Source organism: Alteromonas sp. ABE4_545, from assembly GCF_056161325.1.
In genome coordinates this window covers 218,614-243,328 of the sequence record NZ_JBSWYY010000004.1, presented here as the reverse complement: position 1 = coordinate 243,328, position 24,715 = coordinate 218,614, and the positions used below count along the sequence as shown (strand labels likewise).

The 24,715-nt window shown below is 46.0% G+C and carries 20 protein-coding genes; 18 read left to right on the top strand and 2 right to left on the bottom strand.

The genetic code is table 11. From position 1 onward, the window contains the following. The first annotated feature begins 296 nt into the window (after window positions 1-296). The 17 genes from rpsB (at window position 297) to tilS (ending at window position 19,859) form a co-directional block, all read left to right on the top strand. Window positions 297-1,028: a 30S ribosomal protein S2 gene (gene rpsB / locus ACXAH6_RS06260; RefSeq protein ID WP_474875781.1), complete on the top strand. Its 732-nt coding sequence runs from the start codon at window positions 297-299 to the stop codon at window positions 1,026-1,028. Window positions 1,029-1,145: 117 nt separating this feature from the next. After that, window positions 1,146-2,018 (top strand): translation elongation factor Ts, encoded by an 873-nt coding sequence (gene tsf, locus ACXAH6_RS06255; RefSeq protein WP_474875780.1) that lies wholly within the window; start codon window positions 1,146-1,148, stop codon window positions 2,016-2,018. Between the two features lie 188 nt (window positions 2,019-2,206). Next, window positions 2,207-2,944, top strand: a complete 738-nt coding sequence (gene pyrH / locus ACXAH6_RS06250) for a UMP kinase (RefSeq protein ID WP_474875779.1) — start codon at window positions 2,207-2,209, stop codon at window positions 2,942-2,944. 21 nt (window positions 2,945-2,965) lie between these two features. Further along, complete coding sequence (gene frr, locus ACXAH6_RS06245) at window positions 2,966-3,523, top strand: ribosome recycling factor (RefSeq protein WP_474875778.1); 558 nt, start codon at window positions 2,966-2,968, stop codon at window positions 3,521-3,523. An 8-nt stretch (window positions 3,524-3,531) separates the two neighbouring features. After that, complete coding sequence (gene uppS / locus ACXAH6_RS06240) at window positions 3,532-4,311, top strand: polyprenyl diphosphate synthase (RefSeq protein ID WP_474875777.1); 780 nt, start codon at window positions 3,532-3,534, stop codon at window positions 4,309-4,311. Between the two features lie 47 nt (window positions 4,312-4,358). After that, window positions 4,359-5,222 (top strand): phosphatidate cytidylyltransferase, encoded by an 864-nt coding sequence (locus ACXAH6_RS06235; RefSeq protein ID WP_474875776.1) that lies wholly within the window; start codon window positions 4,359-4,361, stop codon window positions 5,220-5,222. Continuing rightward, entirely contained in the window at window positions 5,222-6,400 is a 1,179-nt protein-coding gene (gene ispC, locus ACXAH6_RS06230; RefSeq protein ID WP_474875775.1) for a 1-deoxy-D-xylulose-5-phosphate reductoisomerase, read from the top strand. Before ACXAH6_RS06235 ends, ispC begins: the two co-directional genes overlap by 1 nt. A 4-nt stretch (window positions 6,401-6,404) precedes the next feature. Further along, window positions 6,405-7,757 (top strand): sigma E protease regulator RseP, encoded by a 1,353-nt coding sequence (rseP, locus tag ACXAH6_RS06225; protein WP_474875774.1) that lies wholly within the window; start codon window positions 6,405-6,407, stop codon window positions 7,755-7,757. A 48-nt stretch (window positions 7,758-7,805) separates the two neighbouring features. Continuing rightward, window positions 7,806-10,280, top strand: a complete 2,475-nt coding sequence (gene bamA / locus ACXAH6_RS06220; protein WP_474875773.1) for an outer membrane protein assembly factor BamA — start codon at window positions 7,806-7,808, stop codon at window positions 10,278-10,280. Between the two features lie 48 nt (window positions 10,281-10,328). After that, on the top strand, window positions 10,329-10,844 hold the full coding sequence (locus ACXAH6_RS06215; RefSeq protein WP_474875772.1) for an OmpH/Skp family outer membrane protein: 516 nt from the start codon (window positions 10,329-10,331) through the stop codon (window positions 10,842-10,844). Window positions 10,845-11,050: 206 nt separating this feature from the next. Then, a complete protein-coding gene (gene fabZ / locus ACXAH6_RS06210; protein WP_474875771.1) occupies window positions 11,051-11,500 on the top strand; it encodes a 3-hydroxyacyl-ACP dehydratase FabZ in 450 nt (149 codons plus the stop codon). A gap of 1 nt (window position 11,501) precedes the next feature. After that, window positions 11,502-12,272 (top strand): acyl-ACP--UDP-N-acetylglucosamine O-acyltransferase, encoded by a 771-nt coding sequence (lpxA, locus tag ACXAH6_RS06205; RefSeq protein ID WP_474875821.1) that lies wholly within the window; start codon window positions 11,502-11,504, stop codon window positions 12,270-12,272. A 3-nt stretch (window positions 12,273-12,275) separates the two neighbouring features. Further along, a complete protein-coding gene (gene lpxB, locus ACXAH6_RS06200; RefSeq protein ID WP_474875770.1) occupies window positions 12,276-13,427 on the top strand; it encodes a lipid-A-disaccharide synthase in 1,152 nt (383 codons plus the stop codon). Next, entirely contained in the window at window positions 13,420-14,004 is a 585-nt protein-coding gene (gene rnhB, locus ACXAH6_RS06195) for a ribonuclease HII (RefSeq protein WP_474875769.1), read from the top strand. The genes lpxB and rnhB overlap by 8 nt, the downstream gene beginning before the upstream one ends. A 7-nt stretch (window positions 14,005-14,011) precedes the next feature. Continuing rightward, window positions 14,012-17,476 carry a DNA polymerase III subunit alpha gene (gene dnaE / locus ACXAH6_RS06190; RefSeq protein WP_474875768.1) on the top strand — a complete coding sequence of 1,155 codons (3,465 nt, stop codon included), beginning with the start codon at window positions 14,012-14,014 and terminating at the stop codon, window positions 17,474-17,476. Between the two features lie 43 nt (window positions 17,477-17,519). Next, a complete protein-coding gene (accA, locus tag ACXAH6_RS06185; protein WP_474875767.1) occupies window positions 17,520-18,476 on the top strand; it encodes an acetyl-CoA carboxylase carboxyl transferase subunit alpha in 957 nt (318 codons plus the stop codon). A gap of 63 nt (window positions 18,477-18,539) precedes the next feature. Beyond that, complete coding sequence (gene tilS / locus ACXAH6_RS06180; RefSeq protein WP_474875766.1) at window positions 18,540-19,859, top strand: tRNA lysidine(34) synthetase TilS; 1,320 nt, start codon at window positions 18,540-18,542, stop codon at window positions 19,857-19,859. A gap of 73 nt (window positions 19,860-19,932) precedes the next feature. Here tilS and ACXAH6_RS06175 read toward each other — a convergent pair whose 3' ends face one another. After that, window positions 19,933-20,841 carry a GGDEF domain-containing protein gene (locus tag ACXAH6_RS06175; RefSeq protein ID WP_474875765.1) on the bottom strand — a complete coding sequence of 303 codons (909 nt, stop codon included), beginning with the start codon at window positions 20,839-20,841 and terminating at the stop codon, window positions 19,933-19,935. A 182-nt stretch (window positions 20,842-21,023) separates the two neighbouring features. On the opposite strand from ACXAH6_RS06175, the gene ACXAH6_RS06170 reads away from it, so the two are divergent. Beyond that, entirely contained in the window at window positions 21,024-22,961 is a 1,938-nt protein-coding gene (locus tag ACXAH6_RS06170; protein WP_474875820.1) for a monovalent cation:proton antiporter family protein, read from the top strand. Between the two features lie 43 nt (window positions 22,962-23,004). On the opposite strand, the gene ACXAH6_RS06165 is transcribed toward ACXAH6_RS06170, so the two are convergent. After that, entirely contained in the window at window positions 23,005-24,711 is a 1,707-nt protein-coding gene (locus tag ACXAH6_RS06165; protein WP_474875764.1) for a diguanylate cyclase domain-containing protein, read from the bottom strand. Between the last annotated feature and the right edge of the window lie 4 nt (window positions 24,712-24,715).

Below are 24,715 nucleotides of genomic sequence, written 5' to 3'. Positions count from 1 at the left end.
TGGTAGCGAATACGGCGCTTTCTGTATAGCTTAGCAGTGGTAATGAATGGTTTTTAGCCCTGTGTATCTAGGCCAATAAAACGCTAAAAACTTGAGTCTGTGTTGTAGTCATGGTATAAAGCGCGCGCAAATTCCAAACCCCTAGTTTTTCTAGATGTGAAACAGGGTGCAGGAAACTTGTAAAACTTTAATTTAAACACACACATATACCGACACTTGCTTATCGGGGTGTCTGCTGAAAAGCGGATCGATACAAGGGGTATATGGAGGCCTAACCCCATTTAGAGGAAAATATCATGGCTAACGTATCTATGCGTGACATGCTGAAAGCCGGCGTGCACTTTGGTCACCAAACTCGTTACTGGAACCCAAAAATGAAGCCTTTCATCTTTGGCGCTCGTAACAAAGTTCATATCATCAACCTAGAAAAAACGGTTCCTTTGTTCAACGACGCGTTGAACTACCTTTCTGGCGTTGCTTCTAAAAAAGGCAAAGTACTTTTCGTAGGTACTAAGCGCGCAGCTGGCGAAGCTGTTAAAGAAGCAGCACAAAAGTGTGACCAGTTCTACGTAAACAAGCGTTGGTTAGGTGGTATGTTGACTAACTGGAAAACAGTTCGTCAGTCAATCAAACGTTTGAAAGAGCTTGAGCAACAGAGCCAAGACGGTACTTTTGAGAAGTTGACCAAAAAAGAAGCATTGATGCTTCAACGCGAAATGGACAAGCTTGAAAACAGCTTGGGTGGTATCAAAGACATGGGCGGTTTGCCTGATGCAATCTTCGTAATCGACGCTGATCACGAGCACATTGCAGTAACTGAAGCACGTAACTTGGGTATTCCTGTAGTTGCTGTTGTTGATACTAACTCAAACCCAGATGGTGTTGATTACATCATCCCAGGTAACGACGATGCGATCCGTGCGATCCAGTTGTACTTGAACGCTGCAGCAGACTCTATCAACTCAGGTCGCGAAAGCAACCTTGAAGTGCAAGCTGAGCAAGACGATTTCGTAGAAGCGGCTGAGTAATTATTAGCCCAAGGCAGATGTCATCTATCTGCCTTAAATTATTTGCAGAATATGTAGTAAGGGGCAAATTGCCCCTTTTACCTATTACTATCTATTTACTTGCTGAGGAATTGAAAAATGGCAGTGACTGCAGCACTAGTTAAAGAATTGCGCGAGCGTACTGGCGCAGGCATGTTGGATTGTAAAAAAGCGTTGGTTGAAACTGATGGTGACATCGAGCTAGCGATTGAAAACATGCGTAAATCAGGCCAAGCGAAAGCCGCTAAAAAAGCGGGTCGTATCGCGGCTGAAGGTGTAATCCTTACTAAAGTTGACGCTGGTAAAGCGACAATGATCGAATTGAACAGTGAAACTGACTTCGTTGCTCGTGACGAAGGTTTCCTAGCATTCGGTAGCAAACTTATTGACGTTGCTGCTGCAAACAGCATCAACGACATCGAAACACTAAACGCAGCTGAAGTTGAAGGCGGCGTAGTGAGCGACGTGCGTGATGCATTGGTTGCTAAAATCGGTGAAAACATTTCTCCACGTCGTGTTGTAACTGTTGAAGGTGACAACCTTGGCGCATACGTACACGGTGGCCGTATTGGTGTTATCGCTATCCTTAACGGTGGCGACGAAGATCTAGCAAAAGACATCGCTATGCACGTTGCTGCAGCTAGCCCACAATACGTTAAGCCTGACAATGTACCTGCTGACGTTGTAGAGAAAGAAAAAGCTATCCAAGTTGAAATCGCTATTCAATCTGGTAAGCCTGCTGAAATCGCAGAAAAAATGGTTGTTGGCCGCATGAAGAAATTCACTGGCGAAATCAGCCTAACTGGTCAGCCTTTCGTTAAAGATCCTTCAACTTCTGTTGCAGACTTGCTTAAGTCTAAAGGCGCAGACGTTGTTAACTTCATCCGCTTTGAAGTGGGTGAAGGTATCGAGAAGAAAGAAGAAGACTTCGCTGCTGAAGTTGCTGCTCAAATGGAAGCGGCTAAGAAATAATTCAGCGTTTGACTTTTGCATCCAGTGAATGTCAGTTAGACTATCGAGCACCTCTTCGGAGGTGCTTTTTTATAGATATTTACAAGAAAAATCCACTCTACCATTATCAAACGATTATAATAGTCGGCTTGGCTCAGCGCTTGCAGGTCAAGGAATGAGCCAAGCCGAGTTCAGAGGATAAAAGACAGATGAGTATCACACCAAAATCAGCCTACAGACGTATTTTGTTGAAACTTAGTGGCGAAGCGCTAATGGGAAGCGAAGGGTTCGGCATCGATCCTAAAGTACTGGATCGCATGGCGCAGGAAATCAAAGAACTGGTTGAACTTGGTGTACAAGTCGGGCTTGTTATCGGTGGCGGTAACTTGTTTCGAGGCGAAGGTTTAGCAAAAGCCGGTATGAACCGCGTTGTGGGTGACCACATGGGGATGTTAGCAACCGTCATGAATGGCCTAGCAATGCGTGATGCATTGCATCGTGCTTTTGTGAATGCTCGTTTGATGTCAGCCATTCCTCTTAATGGCGTGTGCGACGCTTACAACTGGGCCGAAGCAATCAGCTTGTTAAAATCAGGCCGAGTTGTTATTTTCTCTGCCGGCACAGGCAATCCATTCTTTACTACAGATTCTGCAGCTTGTTTACGCGGCATCGAAATTGAAGCCGACGCAGTATTAAAAGCGACAAAGGTGGACGGTGTGTACAGTGATGACCCTGTAAAGAACCCAGATGCGGAACTTTATGAGACATTGACATACCAAGAAGTATTAGAAAAAGAGCTGAAGGTCATGGACCTCTCTGCGTTTACCCTAGCACGTGACCACAGTTTGCCTATTCGTGTGTTCAACATGAACAAGCCTGGTTGCCTAAAACGTGTCGTAATGGGTGAGCAAGAAGGGACCCTAATTGACCACGCAGACAAAGATTAAAATTAAGATAGGAACGTTATCGTGATTGATGAAATCGAACAGGATGCGCGCGAGCGTATGGAAAAAAGCATCAGTGCACTGAAGAGCCAGTTTAGTAAAATTCGTACTGGCCGTGCTCACCCGAGCTTGTTGGACGGCGTAATGGTCTCTTATTACGGCGCTGATACACCACTTCGCCAAGTGGCTAACGTGATTGCTGAAGACAGCCGTACATTGGCGCTGACTGTTTTTGATAAAAGTGCAATCCAAGCAGTGGAAAAGGGGATTTTACAAGCAGACCTAGGCTTGAACCCTATGAGCGCTGGCACCACTATCCGCATTCCTATGCCACCGCTAACGGAAGAACGTCGTAAAGACCTGATCCGCGTGGTAGGTAAAGAAGCTGAGCAAGGACGTGTTGCGATCCGTAACATTCGTCGTGACGCAAACAGTGACATCAAAGAATTGCTTAAAGAAAAGGAAATCAGTGAAGACGAAAGTCGCGCTGGTGAAGAAAATGTTCAATCACTGACCAATGAGTTCATTAAGAAAGTGGACAGCATGTTAAGTGATAAAGAAGCAGAATTGATGGAAGTATAATAAGCATTATGCAGGGTAGTGAGTCTGAATTGACGCCGGTAGCGGCAGACAATACACGCAATATGCCTCAGCACGTTGCCATCATTATGGATGGCAACGGACGTTGGGCGAAAAAGAAAGGGAAAATTCGTACATTTGGCCATAAGGCCGGTGTTGAGTCGGTGCGCGCTGTGGTTAAGTTCGCTCGAGAAAACGGAATCGCGTCACTTACCCTGTTTGCTTTCAGCAGTGAAAATTGGAAGCGACCAGAAGAAGAAGTCAGCGTATTGATGGAATTGTTTAATCTTGTATTAAACAAGGAAGCAAAACGACTGAACAAAAACGACGTAAAATTGAAAGTGATCGGTGATACTTCGCGTTTTGATAAAAAACTCGTAGAAAAAATTAACAAAGCAGAAGCGTTAACCGAGAACAACACAGCCTTAACACTCAACATTGCGGCTAATTATGGCGGCCGATGGGACATTGTTAACGCTGCACAATCGCTCGCACAACAAGTTGCTGATGGTAATTTGCAAGCAGAGCAGATCAACGAAACACTGTTCAACCAATACATTTCAACAGCGGGTTTGCCTGAGTTAGATTTACTCATTCGCACAGGGGGCGAGCATCGCATTAGTAACTTTTTATTGTGGCAATGTGCATACGCGGAGTTATTCTTTACCGACGTATTGTGGCCAGATTTTAACGAAGAAGTTTTCCAGAAGGCTATTGAAGAATTTTGTAGCCGTCAGCGACGTTTTGGGCTGACCGGAGAGCAAGTCGTTACCTGCGGGAGTGAGGCTTAATGTACTCATCTCTCGCTGGCCTTGTCACTAACATGTAGCTTCTGAGTATGTTAAAGCAAAGAATTATTACCGCCCTTATTCTGGCACCCTTGGCACTTATTGCCATTCTCTATCTCTCAATTCCATGGTTTGCTCTTGCTATTGCTGGCGTTGTCGCCATCGGTGCTTATGAGTGGGCCAATATGTCAGGGATTACCCAACGACCTGCAAAAGCAATATACGCTGTAGTTGTCGCGTCTATCTGTGTGGCGCTCAGTATGCTCGTACACCCAGAACAAATTTGGGTGCAGGGGCAATTGGTTCCCATTTATCAGCACATACTGATGGTTGCCGTGGTGTGGTGGGCGTTTTCCTTACTGATGATTTTAGCGTATCCCAAATACAGTGCGTTTTGGCGCAATAACCGCGCTATTCGTGCGGGGTTTGGCGTGCTTACCCTTGTGCCTACTTGGGTTGCGCTCGTGACGCTAAGAACCAGCCTTTATGATGTCGATATTTATTACGGTGCGTCGTTGATTTTTTATGTATTAGGCATAGTGTGGGCGGCCGATATCGGAGCGTTTTTCACTGGCGTTAAATTTGGGCGCCGAAAATTACGTCCTAATGTATCGCCAGGTAAAACTTTAGAAGGCCTATTCGGTGGTATTACAGCTTCATTTGCGATTATTGCTTTCGCCGCGTTGCATTATCAATGGGAACCTTCCCGCATTTGGCTCAATATCGCTATTGGTGGTATTACTGTGGCGGTGTCAGCATTGGGCGACTTGAATGAAAGTATGTTTAAACGCTGTGCTGGTATTAAAGATAGCGGGAAAATCTTGCCAGGTCATGGTGGGGTACTCGATCGCATCGACTCGCTAACAGCTGCCTTTCCTGTATTCGCGTTTTGCTACGTGATGTGGATGGCATAATGCAAACTGTTACGGTACTCGGAGCTACTGGCTCGATTGGTCGAAATACCTTAGACGTCATTGCGCGTCACCCTGAACGCTACCGCGTGTTCGCAATTACCGGTCATCGTCAAGTTGCCTTGTTGTTGGAACAAGCGAAAGCGTGTGCAGCGAGATACGTTGTGCTTGCTGACGACGAGAAGTACGCTGAAGCGCGTGATCTTGCAGCAAGCATGCAACTCGAATCTGAAATTCTCTGTGGTGCGGATGCACTAGAACAAGTGGCAAGTGCTGCCGAAGTCGAAGTGGTTATGGCTGCTATAGTCGGTGCCGCTGGACTTTTGCCGACAATGGCAGCGGTTCGCGCAGGCAAGCGCGTGCTACTTGCTAACAAAGAAGCGTTAGTCATGTCGGGGGAGCTATTCATTGACGCTGCCCGTCAGTCAAACGCACAAGTTCTGCCTATCGATAGTGAGCACAATGCTATTTTTCAATGCTTGCCACATGATTACCAATACGGTGATTTAGCCAGTTCGGGGATTCAGTCTATTTTGTTAACCGGATCTGGCGGACCGTTTAGAGAACGAGACGTCAATACGTTCGCCAGTATTACTCCTGATGAAGCATGCGCACATCCTAACTGGAGTATGGGGCGTAAAATCTCCGTGGATTCTGCAACCATGATGAACAAAGGCTTGGAGTTTATTGAAGCCTGTTGGTTATTTGGCGTAAATGCAGACGATATACAAGTGGTATTGCACCCACAAAGCACTATCCATTCTATGGTGCAATATGTTGATGGTAGCGTGATTGCGCAAATGGGTAACCCAGACATGCGTACGCCTATCGCGTACGGATTAGCATACCCAGACCGAATCGCCGCAGGGGTTGCACAGTTAAATTTTGCCGACCTTGCGGATATGACTTTTAGTCAGCCCTGTTACAATCGCTACCCTAATTTGAAACTGGCAATCGATGCATGTCGAGAAGGTCAGGCGGCTACGACTAGGCTTAATGCGAGTAACGAAGTCAGCGTAGCGGCATTTCTCAACGGCAAGGTGAGTTTTACTCAAATCGCTGAGATCAACGCTAAAGTGCTAGATAACCTTGCGCCAGTAGAGGTAAATTCAGTGCAGCATATTCTCGAACAAGACGCATTAGCCAGACGTACTGCTGAACAGCTGATCAAGGAGTTGTAGACAGATGTTCGAAATTATTCAGAGCGTGCTCGCATTTATTGTTTGTTTAGGCATTCTAGTTGCTGTGCATGAGTGGGGGCATTTTTACGTGGCTCGCCGCTGTGGCGTGCACGTGGAGCGTTTTTCAGTGGGTTTTGGCAAGCCGCTGTGGCGCAGAAAGGACATGCTAGGCACTGAATATGTCATCGCAGCAATTCCATTAGGCGGTTACGTGCGCATGTTGGATGAGCGCATTGATTATGTACCAGATGAAAAGCGTCATTTAGCGTTTAATAACAAGCATGTGGCCAAACGTATGGCGATCATCTTCGCTGGTCCGTTTATTAACTTTGTGTTTGCCGTTTTTGCTTTGTTTGTCATGTATTTAATTGGTCTACAGACGGTGAAACCGGTTGTGGGAAGTGTCGAGCCTGCGTCTATTGCCGCCGATGCCGGCGTGTTAGCTGGGCAACAAATTGTGGCAGTAGGAGACCGAGAAACACCCGATTGGGAAGCGGTTAATCTGGAACTTGTTTCTTTTATTGGTCAAGATAGTGTACCGGTCACTGTGAGTGATACGTCAGGATTTGAAAAACAACTGAACTTAGTGACAAAACACTGGTCTTTTAATCCTGATGAAGCGTCAGCATTAGACAGCTTAGGGCTGACGCCATTTTCTCCAAAAGCGACTCAAGTGCTCAGTGTTGTCGCTGAAAATTCAGCAGCGAGTCGAGCCGGATTGCAAGTCGGTGATAAAATTTTGGCCTTTAATGGCGAAACAATCGACAATTGGCAGCGTTTTGTGGAAATGATTCACGCAAAGCCGGGAGAAAATGTCGAAATCACAATTAACAGGGGTGGTCAAACCCAGTTGGTTTCTGCCACAATTGACCGTCTTGATACACCCGATGGGCAAATTGGCCATTTAGGTGTGGGAACACAGTTTGAAGCATGGCCCGAAGGTTATGTATTTAAGCATCAGTATGGCGTGATTGAAGCGCTATCAAGAGCAATGGATCGCACTTGGCGTTTAATGACGTTAAGTATAGAGATGCTAGGCAAACTGATCACCGGCGATGTTTCGGTAAAAAATTTAAGTGGCCCCATTTCAATCGCACAAGGTGCGGGAATGAGTGCGGGGTACGGCTTGGTTTACTTTTTAAGCTTTATGGCGCTCATTAGTGTAAACCTTGGCATTATTAATTTATTGCCGCTACCCATGTTGGATGGCGGTCACCTGATGTATTTCACTATAGAGTGGATCAGAGGGAAGCCTGTTTCTGAAGCTGTGCAGGAATGGGGGTTTAGAATTGGCGGAATGTTGTTATTTACCATAATGAGCATCGCCTTATTCAATGATATTGCTCGCTTAATGTGAGTGAGAGTGAACAATAACAGCGAACGCAGCCAGGAAGATTATAATTAGATGAAGTTGAAACAGTTAGTAGCAGCCGGAATGATGTTATCCAGTGCTAGCTTTGCCCAAGCTGCATCATCAGACAGTGAATTTACGGTCGAGGATATTCGGGTTGAAGGTTTACAACGTGTAGCATTAGGTGCCGCACTAACCTACATCCCTGTGCAGGTGGGAGATGAGCTTAACGCGTTTAGGGTAACGCAGTTGATCCGTTCGCTGTATTCTTCTACTCACTTTGAAAATATCGAAGTATTACGCGATGGTAATACCTTAGTCATTCGGGTGGCTGAGCGTCCGACCATCAGTAATATTATTTTTGAAGGCAATGACGACATCAAAGATGAGCAGCTACAAGAGAGCTTAGACGGCAATAACGTCCGCATCGGCGAACCCTTGGATAAAACCGTTCTTACATCTATTGAAAACGGCTTAAAAGACTTCTTCTACAGCATTGGTAAATACAATGCAGATGTAACTGCCATCGTCACACCGCTTCCTCGTAACCGCGTTGACCTCAAACTCTTATTCGAAGAGGGCGATGCAGCGGCGATTAAACAAATTAATATCGTGGGTAACGAAGTCTTCTCTGATCAAGAGTTGATGGAGAACATGGAACTACAGTTTGATACTGCGTGGTGGGACTTCCTGTCAGAAACGCGTTATCAACAACAAACGCTTCAGGGTGATATGGAAACCCTTCGCAGTCACTATATGGACCGCGGTTATTTGCGATTTAACATCGACTCTACACAGGTTTCGATGACGCCAGACAAGTCTGCGATTTACGTAACGATGAACGTGCAGGAAGGTGAACAATACACTATATCTGACGTAGAACTTGTGGGCGATGTATTGGGGCACGAAGAGTACATTAAACGCGTGTTACCTCTGCTACCTGGTGAGTTATATAACCAAGCCACGGTGACTTACACTGAAGAGTTTATCAGCAAGTACCTTGGTCGTTTTGGGTATGCGTACCCAACAGTGACGACTGTGCCAGAGATCAACGACGAAGATAAAACGGTTAAATTAACCTTGTCTGTTGACCCAGGTAAGCGTATTTATGTTCGCCGAATTAACTTCAATGGTAACGTGATTACTGCCGACGACGTATTGCGCCAAAATGTGGTACAAATGGAAGGCACATGGTTGTCTAATTCCATGCTTGAGTCGTCTAAAAATGCCTTGTCGCGTTTGACGTACATGGAAGAAGTTGAGTTTGAAACACGCCGTATTCCAAACATTGAAGACCAAGTAGACATCGACTTTAACGTTAAAGAGCAACCATCTGGTTCATTTAACGCGGGTGTGAGCTACGGTGACCGTACCAAGTTAGGTTTACAAGCCGGTATCCAACAAGACAACTTCTTGGGTACAGGTAAGAAAATTGCCTTGAACGTCAGCACTGTGTCTTATCAGCAGTCAATTCAGCTGTCTTATACCGACCCTTATTTCACGATTGATGGTATCAGCCTCGGCGGTAGTATCGGCTTCAGTGAGTTTGATGGTTCGAGCTTTAACGTTATTCAGTATAACTCTAAGCAATGGTCTGTCGGCGCGAACATTGGTTACCCAATCAATGAATTTAACCGTATTAGTTTTGGTTTAACCTATTCTGATGTTGAACTATCTAACCGTGGTTATTACGAGCAAACAAACCGCTTCTACGAGCAATTCCAGAACGACGACGACCCTGATGCGCCAATTGATTATTCAAGTTTCTTGGCGAGTGTGAGTTGGAGCCGAAGCACATTGAACCGCGGTTTGTTCCCAACAGCTGGTTCATCGCAACGTGCTACGTTTAGCATGACCACACCGAATTCAGACGTTAATTACTTTAAAACCGTATTTGACTCGAAGTTTTACTTCCCTTTATCGCGAGATCAACGCTGGTCCGTCTTAGCGCGATTGCGTTTAGGTTACGGAAACGGTTATGGTAGTACTGATGGCAATGACCAAATCTTGCCATTTACTGAAAACTTCACAGCTGGTGGTTCTGATACGCTCCGCGGCTTTGAAAACAATACTGTTGGTCCTCGTGGTATCCAACGTGCGGCATCTGGTACCACTATTACGGGCCCTGATGGCGTGACTATTCCGGGTAACACGGTAGATGACAGTATTAGCTTGTCCAGAAGAAGCCTTGGTGGTAACGCGATGGCGCTGGGTGGTGTTGAATTGATTGTGCCTACACCGTTCATTGAAGAAGGGTCAGACAACTCAGTTCGTACCAGTATTTTCCTAGATGTAGGTAACGTGTGGGATACCGAATTTGATTTTGATGAGTACAACAGACTCAATAACGTAAGCTCTCAAAATCTGATTGATTACTCAGACTGGACTTTATTTAGAAGTTCGGCCGGTGTTTCGGTACAATGGATCTCTCCAATGGGGCCCATGGTATTCAGTTTCTCCCAAGCGTTACAAGAACGTGATGGCGATGATGCTAAATTCTTCACGTTTAACATTGGTCAAACATTCTAATTTTCAACACTGGCAGAGCTAGTGGGTAATAATAAAAAGGAGCTCCTTTTGAAACAATTAGCAAAACAGTTCGTCGCAACCGCGATGTTAGGCAGCGCACTGTTCAGTACCGCAGCAATGGCAGAACAGAAAATTGCTGTTGTTGATGTACAAGGTGTATTTCAATCAATGCCTAAAGCGGCTGAAATCTCTGCGTCTATCGAAGCAGAATTTAAAGAGCAAATCGAAGAAGTAAACTTGCTTCAGCGCGAAGGCCAGGTATACGCTGAACGTCTTCAACGCGACGCGGCAACGATGAGTGCGGCAGAAAAAGAAGACCTACAGAAGAAAATTCAAGGTGTTCGCCAGCAACTTGCTGAAAAGGGCCAACCACTACAACAAGAAATCCAACGTCGCAGCACAGAAGAGCGCAATAAATTGCTAGGTTTGATCAAGCAAGCAATTGACGCTGTTGCAGCAAAAGAAGGCTACGACATGGTACTTAATGCGAATTCAGTTGCGTTTGCAAAAGAAGAGCATGACTTGTCAGAGCGCGTACTTGAGCAAGTTAACAAAATTAACTAAGTATTAGGATTAACATCAAACTCCCTGATAATCAGTGAGTTTGATGCCGTACCCCACTCATCAGACTAACGTTTTTACGTTGGTCTGATTTGTTTTTGGCGATAATACACGTATGGTTGCCCACCATTAAACGTAGTGTGGCGGGGATCTTGCTTGAACAAAGCAATTATCGTCCTACCAAGGGTATGCGGCAGAGGAGAAACTTTTTGGCCAATTCACTAAATACCATCGATATTCAAGAAATTTTAGACTTACTACCACATCGTTATCCGTTCTTATTGATCGATCGAGTGACTGATTACGAATTGGGTAAATCTATCAAGGCGTATAAAAATATAACATTCAATGAGCCTTGCTTTACTGGGCACTTCCCAGGTCGCCCGATTTTCCCGGGTGTGTTAATTCTTGAAGCTATGGCACAGGCCGCCGGAGTTCTTGGATTTAAATCTGTCGGTAAAAACGATAAACTATACTTATATGCGGGCATTGATAATGCGCGTTTCAAACGCCCCGTTGTACCAGGCGACAGATTGGAATTTGATGTCGAATTGGTGAAAGAACGACGAGGTATTTGGAAGTTTCGTGGCGTAGGCAGGGTCGATGGAGAGGAAGCCTGTAGCGCTGAATTTATGTGTGCAATGAGAGAGAATGCATAACGTGATCCATTCAACTGCCGTGATTTCCCCGAAAGCCAAGCTGGGAAATAACGTCACGGTGGGACCTTTTTGTGTGATTGGCGACGATGTGGTTTTAGGTGACGATTGCCGTCTAGAATCACACGTTGTGATAAAAGGCCCAAGTCGTATTGGCAAAGGTAACCAGTTTTATCAATTTTGTTCTATTGGTGAAGATTGCCAAGATAAAAAATATGCTGGTGAGCCTACCGAGTTGATTGTTGGCGACAACAATATTTTCCGTGAAGGCGTAACTGTGCATCGCGGTACGGTACAAGATCAAAGCCTAACCAAAATTGGCTCTGACAACCTCTTTATGGTGAATTGCCATGTCGCGCACGATTGCGTGTTGGGCAGCAATATTGTGGTTGCAAACAACGTCGCGATTGCGGGTCACGTAGAAGTGGGTGATCACGTTATTTTGGGTGGTAACACAGCCATTCACCAATTTTGTAAAATTGGTTCGCATGCATTTACTGGTGGCGGCGCGATAATCCTGCGTGATGTTCCTCCATTTGTAATGATCAGCGGTGTGAAGCATATTCCACAAGGCATTAACTCTGAAGGTTTGCGACGTCGAGGTTTTGGTAAAGAAACCATCATGGCGATAAAACGTGCTTACAAAGCAATTTATCGCGAAGGAAATACCGTTGACGAAGCTATTCGCAAACTCGCTACCATGGCTGAAAGTCATCCAGAAGTGGGTACGCTAATTACCTTCTTGGCGCAATCTGATCGTGGCATTATTCGTTAATCCATGACCAGACCACTGAGAATCGGTATTGTTGCCGGAGAGCCTTCCGGCGACGTACTTGCAGCAGGGATGATCAAAGCCCTTAAAGCCCAACACCCCGACGCGATTATTGAAGGTATCGGCGGTGACAACATGATAGCCGCGGGCTGTCATAGCTTATTTGATATGGAAACCCTGTCGGTGATGGGGTTAGTCGAAGTACTATCAAGTATTCGTCCTATCCTCAAAGTAAAGAAAGACCTCGTCGCTCACTTTCTGCAAAATCCTCCCGATGTCTTTATTGGTGTCGACGCTCCAGATTTTAACCTGCGCGTAGAAAAAGAACTTAAAGCAGCAGGGATCAAAACCGTTCATTATGTTAGCCCAACTGTATGGGCATGGCGTGAAAAACGCATTCATAAAATTGCCGCAGCCACAAACTTAGTGTTAGGTCTTTTTCCCTTCGAACACCTTGTTTATGACAAGTATCAAGTGCCTTACCAGTTTGTTGGCCATACGATGGCAGATACAGTGCCATTAGAACCAGACCAAGCAAAAGCGCGCCAAGCACTGGGCATAGATATTGACAGCCCTTGCTTAGCGGTTTTACCTGGCAGTCGTCGCGGAGAAATACACACCTTGCTCCCCATCTTTGTCGCCACCATGGACAAAATGAACGAGCATTTACCTACTTGTCAGTTTGTCATACCCGCAGCGAACGATGCTCGATGGGTTCAGATAACCGACTATTTGCAAGAACACGCACCCCAGTGGCTGAATAATCCTCGCTGTATTATTGTAAAACAAGCCTCGCGCGACGCCATGATTGCCAGCGATGTGATTTTATTAGCTTCTGGAACCGCAACGTTAGAAGCCATGTTGTGTAAGCGCCCAATGGTCGCTGCATATCAAATGACTTGGTTAACATTCCAAATGATGAAGCGTTTGTATAAGGCGCCTTATTTCACTTTACCCAATTTGCTCGCTAACGAGCGACTCATTCCTGAATTACTTCAAGAAGAGGTCAATCCAGAAACGCTAAGTCAGTATCTATTACCTTATTTTTCTCAGGATAATACTGCGTTGATATCGCGATTTACTGACATCCATCAATCTCTTAAACTGGACGCAGATAAAACCTCTGCAGAAGCCGTACTAAGAATAATCAATGACTAATTATATTGCTGGCGTCGACGAAGTAGGCCGCGGCCCACTCGTCGGCGATGTGGTCACTGCCGCTGTGATCCTAGACCCTGCCAATCCTATTGAAGGCCTGACTGACTCTAAAAAACTGTCGGAAAAAAAGCGCAACTTGCTCGACGCAGAAATTAAGCAGAAGGCGTTAGCGTGGTCAATTGGGCGAGCAACGCCGGAAGAAATTGACAGGCTGAACATATTACACGCCACCATGTTAGCAATGACGCGCGCGGTGGATGGTTTGATGATTACGCCCCAGTTTGTGCGTGTAGATGGTAATCGCGTCCCGCAATGGCAATACGAAGCGGAAGCGGTGGTTAAAGGCGATAGCAAACACGCCGAAATTTCTGCCGCCTCGATTATTGCGAAGGTAGCACGAGATGCCGACATGGTCGCACTGGATAAATTACACCCAGAGTATGGCTTTGCCGCCCACAAAGGGTATCCTACAAAAGCACATTTTGAAGTGATTAATAGGTTGGGCGTGTTACCCTGTTATCGTCAGAGCTTCAAACCCGTGCAAGCTGTACTAAATCAAATAAAAACAGAGAAATAGCAACACTATGACCACTCCATTTATTCATCTGCGCGTGCATAGCGATTTTTCCATGATGGATGGCCTGAATAAGGTCAAACCTATACTGGATAAAGTTCAGGCTGAGAATATGCCCGCGGTCGCCATTACAGACCAAATGAATATGTGTGGGTTGGTGAAATTCTACTCTGAAGCTCACAACCGTGGGATTAAACCCATTATAGGTGCCGACTTTTGGGTGCAGAGCGAAGAATTTACCGAAGCTCCGTTTCGCCTAACGCTGTTAGCAATGAATAATGAAGGGTACAAAAACGTTACCCTGCTTATCTCGAAAGCCTATTTACGTGGCCATGTGCATCAGCGTGCTGTGATTGATAAGGAGTGGTTAGCGGAACACGCGGAAGGGGTGATTGTGTTATCCGGAGGCTTTCGCGGTGATATCGGTTTACTACTGGCGAAGAATAACCAGGGGTTACTGGATGGCGCGCTCGATTTTTATCAATCTCATTTTCCGGACCGTTTCTTCTTAGAGTTGACGCGTACAGGTCGTGCGGGCGAAGAAGACTATAATCATCTCGCAGTTGCTCTGGCGGACCAAGTAGAATTACCCGTGGTCGCTACTAACGAAGTGTGCTTTATGGAGCCTGAAGGCTTTGAAGCGCATGAAATTCGCGTGAGTATCCACGATGGTTACACCCTTGAAGACCCTCGACGTCCAAAAATGTACAGCGAACAACAGTATCTTCGCAGTGCTGAGGAAATGGTCGAGCTTTTTAGCGATGTACCTGAAGCAATAGAAAACACGGTAGAGATAGCCAAACGCTGTAACGTGACCGTGAGATTGGGCGAGTACTTCTTGCCTCAGTTCCCCACAGGTGATCTTTCCACTGAAGACTTCCTAGTTAAAGTGTCTGAAGAAGGCTTGGAAGAGCGTTTGGAATTTCTCTTCCCAGACGAGGCCGAGCGCGCAGAAAAGCGCCCTGAATATGACGACCGATTAAAAATCGAGTTGCAAGTAATCAACCAAATGGGTTTCCCCGGTTACTTCTTGATCGTAATGGAGTTTATTCAGTGGAGTAAAGACAACGGTATTCCCGTTGGGCCTGGTCGTGGTTCTGGTGCAGGTTCACTGGTCGCTTATGCATTAAAAATTACCGATCTCGACCCGCTCGAATTTGATTTGCTATTCGAACGATTCCTTAACCCTGAACGGGTATCGATGCCAGATTTCGACGTCGACTTTTGTATGGATCGTCGAGACGAGGTGATTGACCACGTTGCAGAACTCTATAATCGCGATGCGGTGTCACAGATCATCACTTTTGGAACCATGGCAGCCAAGGCGGTAGTGCGTGACGTAGGCCGCGTATTAGGTCACCCTTATGGTTTTGTTGATCGCATTTCAAAATTGATCCCGTCTGACCCTGGTATGTCATTATCAAAGGCGTTTAAAGAAGAGCCGCGTTTACCAGAGCTTTACGACGCTGATGAAGAAGTTAAAGACCTTATCGATATGGCGCGCATCCTTGAAGGGGTGACGCGAAATGCCGGTAAACACGCAGGAGGCGTGGTCATCGCGCCCACCACCATCACTGACTTCGCGCCTTTGTATTGCGATGACGAAGGTAAAAACCCGGTTACCCAGTTTGATAAAAACGATGTTGAAACTGCTGGTCTGGTGAAGTTCGACTTTTTAGGACTGCGTACCCTAACCATTATCCAGTGGGCGCTGGACATGGTGAAAGAAGGACAAGGCAAAGATATTGACATCAGTGCCATTCCATTAGCAGACCCTAAGAGCTTCCGCACTTTACAAAACGCTGAAACTACCGCCGTATTCCAGTTGGAATCGCGTGGTATGAAAGAGCTTATCAAACGCCTGAAGCCAGACTGTTTCGAAGATATTATCGCTTTGGTAGCGCTATTCCGCCCCGGCCCGCTGCAATCGGGCATGGTAGATAACTTTATCGATCGTAAGCACGGCCGAGAGGAAATCTCTTATCCGGATGCCGAATACCAACACGAGTGTTTGAAAGAAATTCTAGAGCCAACCTACGGCATTATCTTGTACCAAGAGCAGGTCATGCAGATCGCGCAAGAAATGTCGGGGTATTCGCTCGGTGGCGCCGACTTATTACGTCGCGCAATGGGTAAGAAAAAACCGGAAGAAATGGCGAAGCAGCGTTCGACCTTTGAAGACGGCGCAAAGAACAACAATATCGACCCCAACCTCGCGATGAAAATCTTCGACTTGGTGGAAAAGTTCGCCGGTTATGGATTTAACAAATCTCACTCCGCTGCTTATGCGTTGGTGTCTTACCAAACCTTGTGGTTAAAAGTACATTATCCTGCTGAGTTTATGGCTGCGGTTATGTCTGCGGATATGGACAACACCGATAAGATCGTGACCTTGGTTGACGAAGTTGGTCGTATGGGGCTTGAGATTTTACCGCCAGACTTAAACAAAGGCCGCTATAAGTTCACAGTGGATGAACAAGGGCGCATTGTTTACGGTATAGGTGCAATTAAAGGGGTAGGTGAAGGCCCTATTGATGCCATTATCGAGGCTCGTGAAGCTAATGGCGAGTTCAGCGACTTATTTGATTTTTGTGCCAAAGTTGATATTAAACGCGTTAACAAGCGGGTATTAGAAAAGCTGGTGTTATCGGGTGCAATGGACAACTTAGGCCCGCACCGTGCAGCACTTATGGCGTCATTACCTGAAGCCATAGCAGCCGCTGGACAACATGCCAAAGCAGAGTCTTTCGGGCAGTCTGATATGTTTGGCTTGTTGACTACTGAACCCGAAGAGGTCGCACAAGCCTTTGCCGATGTACCGCAATGGCCTGAAAAAGTTTGGCTCGATGGCGAAAAAGAGACGCTAGGTTTATACCTAACAGGTCACCCAATAAACCAGTACGCCGACGAAATAAAACACTACAGTGATGGCCGATTAGTTGACTTAAAGCCAACAGGAAAAGACCAAATGGCGACTGCTGTTGGCCTGGTATTGGGTGTGCGTGTGATGACCAATAAGAAAGGTCGTCGCTGGGCGATTGTGACGCTGGATGATAAAAGTGCGCGAATGGACGTACGATTCTTCCCTGATATGTACGAACAGTTCGAATCTATGCTAGAAAGTGACCGTATATTGCTCATAAAAGGAGAGGTCCGCTTTGATGATTTCTCTGGGGGCAATACAATCACCGCACGAGACGCAATGGATATCGTACAAGCGCGTGAACGCAATGCAAGAGCGGTATCATTACAACTTGACACTGAGTGGTGTAAAGCAGATAAATTAACCTCATTGCAGAGCATTCTTCAGAATTATGCGGGTGGCAGTTGCCCAGTGCATTTGAACTTGTTACATCCTGACGTGTCGGTATCATTAGCGTGTAGTGCGCAATGGTATGTCACGCCAGAAGATCAACTGTTACATGAATTGAAACAGTGCTTAGGTGAACAAAGCGTGTCTCTGAGCTATCACTAAAAGACAGTAGCTATCAACCGCGGCAGTAAAGATAGGACACAGAATGAGTATACAGTTTTTGGACTTTGAACAACCGATCGCTGAACTAGAAGCAAAAATAGAAGAGCTAAGATTGGTGAATCAAGGTGGAGAGTTTGACGTTGGTATTGAAGAAGAGATCACGCGTTTACGTGAAAAAAGCGTTGAGCTGACAAAAAAGATTTTTTCCGATTTAGGCGCGTGGCAAATTTCTCAGTTGGCCCGTCATCCAATGCGTCCTTACACATTGGATTACGTCAGCAAGTTATTTAATGACTTTGATGAATTGGCTGGTGATCGCGCTTACGCTGACGACAAAGCCATTGTGGGTGGCCTCGCAAAAATAGATGATCAACCTGTTATGTTGATTGGTCATCAGAAAGGCCGTGATACCCACGAGAAAATTAAGCGCAATTTTGGTATGCCTAAGCCTGAGGGCTACCGCAAAGCGTTGCGATTGATGAAAATGGCAGAGCGCTTCAACTTGCCGATTATTACCCTAATTGACACGCCAGGAGCCTACCCTGGTGTGGGCGCGGAAGAACGTGGTCAAAGTGAAGCGATTGCGCGTAACTTGATGGAAATGGCTGAATTGAAAGTGCCAATTATTTGTACGGTAATTGGTGAAGGCGGTTCTGGTGGTGCATTGGCAATTGGCGTGGGCGACCGCGTAAACATGTTGCAATACAGCACGTACTCTGTAATTTCTCCCGAGGGTTGCGCATCTATTCTGTGGAAGAGCGCTGAAAAAGCGCCATTAGCCGCTGAAGCTATGGGTGTAAGCGCACAGCAGATCAAAGAGCTAGGATTGATTAACGCAATTGTTGAAGAACCACAAGGTGGTGCTCATCGCGATCATACGCAAATGGCAGCAAACTTGAAGGCAACGTTAAAGCAGCAACTAAGTCAGTTGCAATCTCTTCCGGTCGATAAACTGATGGAAGAGCGTTATGCGCGCTTGATGTCGTTTGGTTACTGTTAATCAAACACAAATTAAGTAAAAATGGGGCGATATCGCCCCATTTTTCGTTGATAGGATAGGTATTTGTCTTCACCTTGTTTAGATATAGATAGTGCTGTTGAGTCGGCGGTAGCGCAATATCGCGATCGTCTTGCTACCAGTAAAGGGCATACTCCCTCATTGCTGCTTGGCTTAAGCGGCGGTATTGATTCTATGGTGTTGTTACACGCGCTATCGACTTTGTCTCAGCAATCAAGTATCACGCTCTCTGCAATGTATATTCACCACGGCGTAAGCGAGCATGCCGATGATTGGGCGCGTTTTTGTGAGTCAGTGTGTATTCAATACGACGTGCCCTTCTTCACTCAACAACTCACTATTTCTGAAACTCGTCGAACGAGTTGGGAAGCCGAAGCAAGACGAGAGCGTTATGCGGCGTTATTTACTCAAGCTGCGGCTTTATCGGCGGTTGTTGTGACGGCCCATCACCAAGATGATCAACTCGAAACCGTGTTGCTACAACTCAAACGAGGCGCTGGGCTTAAAGGACTGTCTGGCATGAGTGTGATACAACAAAAACAACAAGGGCAGTTGTTCAGACCGTTATTATCAGTGAGTCGGTCGCATATTGAAGCCTACGCACAATATCACAAATTGAGCTGGGTTGAAGACGCCTCAAATCTAGACGAGCAATTTGACCGTAATTTTTTGCGTCAGTCGATATTGCCATTACTAACCACGCGATGGCCGGCAATGGCGTCGACGGTTGCTCGCTCTGCCAAACATTGCGCTGAATCCCAACGCCTCATTGATGACGCGTGTGAGAGCTTTTGGCCACAGGTATCTAAAAACGAGAAGCTGATGGTGAGTGCATTACTGACATTTTCGTATGAATGGCAAAAAGCGTTAGTAAGATACTGGTTTGACACTCACAGTATTGCGGCGCCATCAGAAAAGCGTTTAGAGCAGGTGATTGGTGCGTGTCATGCGTCAGAAGACAAGCAGCCGCAAATTAAGGTAGGCAGTCATTGGGTCCGTCGTTACGATGATATGCTCTGGCTTTGCACTGAAGATTCGGCTTTGGTGCAAACATCTCAAGAGGTTGAAAAAGGTCAGGTTTTGCAATTACCGCTGAATGGGCAATACGTAAGCGTGGTGAATCACGATGTTGAGATCTTGAGCGTAACATACGGCGAGTATTTTCACGTTGTGAAACCCATGACCAAACCACACAGTAAACGCCTGAGTGCTTGGTTTAAAGAATGGCGAATTCCCCCCTGGTTGCGTTCGTCTGTGCCATTGCTCATAGTGAATAGCAAACCTGTGGCGATTTTATTGAGCACTGAAATCGTATTACTCAGTCATTATCGTGAGAATGAAGGGTATGAAATAACGCTGCTGTAAAGAAGTGTAATGGCAGTAGGGCAAGGAATGGCGAGGTGAGTGGCGTTAAGCGGCAATCCTTTGCCATCGTTGATTATGCGGCTTGAAAGGCGTTTTTACCTTGTGATTTTGCATGATACAGAGCTGAATCGGCGCGTTTGAATAGCGCGGCCATATCGTCGCCCTGCTGATAGATTGCTCCGCCGATACTGCATGAGACTTCATGCTGAGCGAGGTATTCACTGGCTTCTACATTACTGCGAAGACGCTCGGCAACTACCGTTAAACTCTGTTTGTCGATATCTTCTAAAAGACAGCAGAACTCATCGCCACCAAAACGATAAATTTCTTCATTGCATCGCAAAGTCGCTTGTAACAAATTCGCCACATCGATTAATACGTTATCGCCTTCTTGGTGACCAAAGGCATCATTCACTTGTTTGAAGTTGTCTAAATCGATGACAAGTAAGCCAAAGGTGCCATTTTTACGTTCAGCGAGATTCAACAGTCGACTGCAACGGTCATTAAATGCATTGCGGTTATTAACCCCCGTTAGCACATCTTTTGTAGCTAATAACTTCAACCGTTTAAATTCCAGCGCGTGAATTAAAGGTTGTGTGAACAACTGATGTAACGTGGCTAGCACGCGTCGCTGGGCAACGGTAGGGGACGCTGAAAACACGTATTTTATCGCCGCATCTTCATTATACAGACCCGCTTTTACGCTGGGGAGCGCCAGCGCTATTGTTTCAGTGGCGCGTTTATTGGGCAATCTTCCATATCGCAAATGCGCGCCAAAGTCGCTCAGATCAATGGCTGCCACAGGCAAATAGTTAGACAACTGGCTAAAGAACACCGAGCCTAATGTTGATAATTCAATTGTCGACAGCAGTTGGTTCAACACACTGTTGGTTTGTTCTACTGATAAACCTGTGTTTGAATGAGTAGAACTAAAAAAGTTGTCTGAAGCTGTGCTATCGTAAATAGTTGAAGAGAAATCCAAAATAGGCCCCTTACATCGTCAGTGTTGCAATGTGCAGCCATTCGCTGGTTTTGTAGACATAAAGTCGTCAAAAAATCAGCAGATCGGCGCTGTTAAAAGAGGTTCTGCAAAACCTATGCCCAATTTTTGTAAAGGAGTGTGATTTGCTGGAGACGAGTGGTTTTGTTCAAATCGTACTGTTAATGCTGTTGGCCGTATTCAGTGTGGCTTTGTTTAAACGATTCAGCTTGCCGCCCATTCTTGCCTACTTGTTTGCTGGTGTTTTGGCAGGGCCAGAGGTCATAGCGCTATTCGCTCACCCTGAAGATATGCATCTGTTGGCAGAAATCGGCATTGTCTTTTTGTTGTTCTCATTAGGCTTAGAGTTTTCGCTCCCCAAATTACTGGCTATGCGCAATATGGTCTTTGGTATTGGCCTCGGCCAAATGCTACTTACCACCGCGGCATTCAGCGGCATCGCCTTTTTATTTCATGTAGACGCTTCTTCAGCCGTTGTCGTCGGCGGAATGTTGGCACTAAGCTCGACGGCCATTGTTATCAAACAAGTCACCGAGTTGGGCATTCTCAATAATGTACGTACGCAACTTGCTATTAGCGTATTGTTATTTCAAGACTTAGCTGTTGTGCCTTTTTTGATTGCCATTCCTTTGTTGTCAGGTGCCGCAGAAACCAGTTTAGCAATGGCTCTTGGTTTGGCGTTACTCAAAGGTATAGCGGTTGTGCTGATACTCATGTCGGCTGGCAAGTGGGTATTGCCTTGGGTTTTTCGTGAGGTAGCCCGTACCCGCACAGATGAGCTGTTTGTGCTTACCACCATTTTAGTGGCTTTGTTGGCCGCTGGGTTAACTTATGCGTTTGGTTTGTCGATGGCGTTAGGGGCGTTTTTAGCCGGAATGATGTTGGGAGAGAGCCAGTATAAGTATCAATTAGAAGCTGATATCCGCCCATTTAGAGATATTCTTATGGGCCTCTTCTTTGTGACGGTTGGCATGCAGCTAGACATAGGCGTGCTATTGTCACATGGCCACTATATTGCGCTTGGTATTGTGGGCGTGATGATAGTGAAAGTCTTATTTGTGGTCGCTGCAGCATACGTGTTCAATGCCAAACCACTGGATGCATGGTCGGCAGGTATAAAGCTGTGTCAGATTGGTGAATTTAGTTTTGTTATTGCGTCACTAGCTAAGAGTTACGAAGTCATTACGCCTTTTCAATCGTCGATTATTGTCTCGATGGGGATTATCAGCATGGCCGTGACGCCATGGCTTGTAAAGCATAGCCTTACTATTGCACAACGCGTTTATACCTCTCCAGAACAACAACACGCAGAAAGTACAGAGCCTCTCAATACGGATGGTTTAGATAGCCATGTGATTATTTGCGGGTTTGGTCGCGTTGGTCAGTCGGTTGCGCGCTTGCTCAAAATGGAGTGTATCGCTCATGTGGTTATCGACGTTGACCCTGTTAGGGTATTTGAAAGCCGAAATGCCGGTGAGCAAGTGATGTTTGGTGATGCCGCGCAAAAAGACATACTAGAAAGCGCGGGTATCAATAGGGCAAAGTTAGTATTAATTACCTTTGATCAGCCTGATCGGGTTACTCAAGTGATCCACGCCGCAAAGCAAATCGCTCCTGAGCTTGAGGTGATGGTGAGAACACGAAAGGATTACCATTTAGACGACCTCTACAAAGCGGGAGCGAATCAAGTGGTGCCAGAGCTTCAGGAAGGTAATTTGATGTTGATCTCGCAAGTGCTTCACTATGCCGGTGTGCCTATGTCTCGTATTTTAAAGCGGGTAAGGGCTGAGCGGAAAGGCCGTTATGATCACCTTCATGGATTTTACCCTGGAGAGACTACCGAAATCACTTACGGAACCCAGGACAAGTTAGAGTTTATCCATGCTGTGGTATTGGGAGGCTCTTCTTTTGTACTTGGTAAGCAAATTGCTGACATTGACTTTTCTCGCTTGCGGGTGAGATTAAAAGGCTTGCGCCGACATGGGCAAGAGTTTGCTGATCCAGACCAAGCGTTGATCTTCCAAGCGGGAGACGTATTGGTGGTAGCAGGTAAACCTCGGCGGGTAGAAAGAGCAGAGCGCTACTTTTTAGAGGGAGATTAGCGCAATCGCCGCAGCTTGTTGTCGAACTTCATTTTCGCAGTGCTTACATGTCATAGAGGTTTTTAATGTCGTCGTAATGGGTGTATTTAAAGCGGCCGTTTTGTTTTGAGTAGTACAAGGCGGCGTCTACCCGTCGCATGATATGGTCGGCATCTAGCTCGCTGTCAAGCTGGTAAGTCGCAATCCCGATACTGAAAGTGACTATTTCTTTTACTTTACTGCCTTTGTGTTCGATATTGGCGGTTTCTATGGCTTTTAACATGTTTTGAGCAATTTGCTCAGCACCGAGTTGGTCTGTGTCGGGTAAAATAACCACAAACTCTTCACCGCCATAGCGTCCGACAAAGTCTTGTGTGCGTCGAATGGCGCTTTGGATAATTTCAGCCGTTTTTTGCAAGGTTTTATCACCCGCCGCGTGGCCGTAATGGTCGTTGTAATACTTGAAGTAATCAACGTCAATGAGCATTGCAGACAATTGCCAGCGATGACGCTGGGCGAGGCTTAGTTCTTGTTGAATGCGAATGTCAAAAGCTCTGCGATTCGCAATTTTAGTGAGCCCGTCGGTGAGTGACAGTGTGTGAAGCTTTTTATTTTGTTGGTTAATGGTATGGGAGAATAAATAAAGCGCGTGCTCTAGTTCGTCAATTTCATCGCCCTGCGTAGGGTTTTGATACCATTTTTCTTTGGGCAAACTCTTGTGCAGGGTTGCTGTTAGTTTACGTAGACGTTTCACCACGCGCGAGTGGATCAGGTAATAAGACAAAAGCAGTGTAAACGCCGATACGATAGCCGAGATTTTGAACCATTTTTCTTGGCTTTCCATATCTTGAGATAACTGCGCGATTTGTTGTAAACCTTGTTGGTTTTTGTAATACGAGAGCTTGCTGGTGGTACGCGCATAGTCGTTGATCATATTACTGATGAAGTGCTCTCTCCCTCTGCTTTTCCCCGCTATTTTTAAATAGGCTGTGAGTTCGTGATAAAGGCCGCTATTGCCGTAAAGCAACTGCGATAACGAATCGGCCAGTGTGCTAGCATCCGCTCTTAGCGCAGCAGGGAGTGACGGAATGGTTGTTTTTAGGTCGACTAACTTTTGTTGGGTAACGCGTTCTGACTCTCTGATTTCTGTTAAACGGTTACTGTTAGTGATACTAAAGGTATCTGACAGAATAGAAGAAAATTCAATGGCCCACACCATCACCGCTTCGGAGGCGTTCGAGTGTTGCGTCGCATACTCGACAAATCGGTGTTGCATGGTTTTACGGATCACCTGCATTTGTTGCTTTTGTGACAAAATATGACTTTGATAATTGAGTTTTGTCTTAATGAGCTGACTGAGTTCCGTCATGTCACTACTGATCACGTTCAGTTGTTTGATCAAATTGTCGCTCATATCCAAAGATGCGGTCATTTTCTCGGTTTCGGCGAGTTGTTTTTGTACGGTTTCTTCGGCAATACGTCGGATAGCAGGGCTATTGGCCTTAGTGAGTTGTTCTAGTGCGTTGAATAACTGGTTGGCTTGTAACACGGTATCACTGTACTGCAGCATGCCAGGAACAGATTCGTCGGCGATGTTGCTTAAAATATTTTGCGAAAGCGTTAAACGCTGGAATAGCAAAAAGCCTATCACTACCAGCAGCGTGACTACCGCGAAGAGAATAACCCCTAATTGGCGACCAACCGTGAGGTGGCGTACCGAATGGGCGGCTTTTTTTATTTTAAAACTGACAGCGTCAGTTTGGTCTTCCATTATC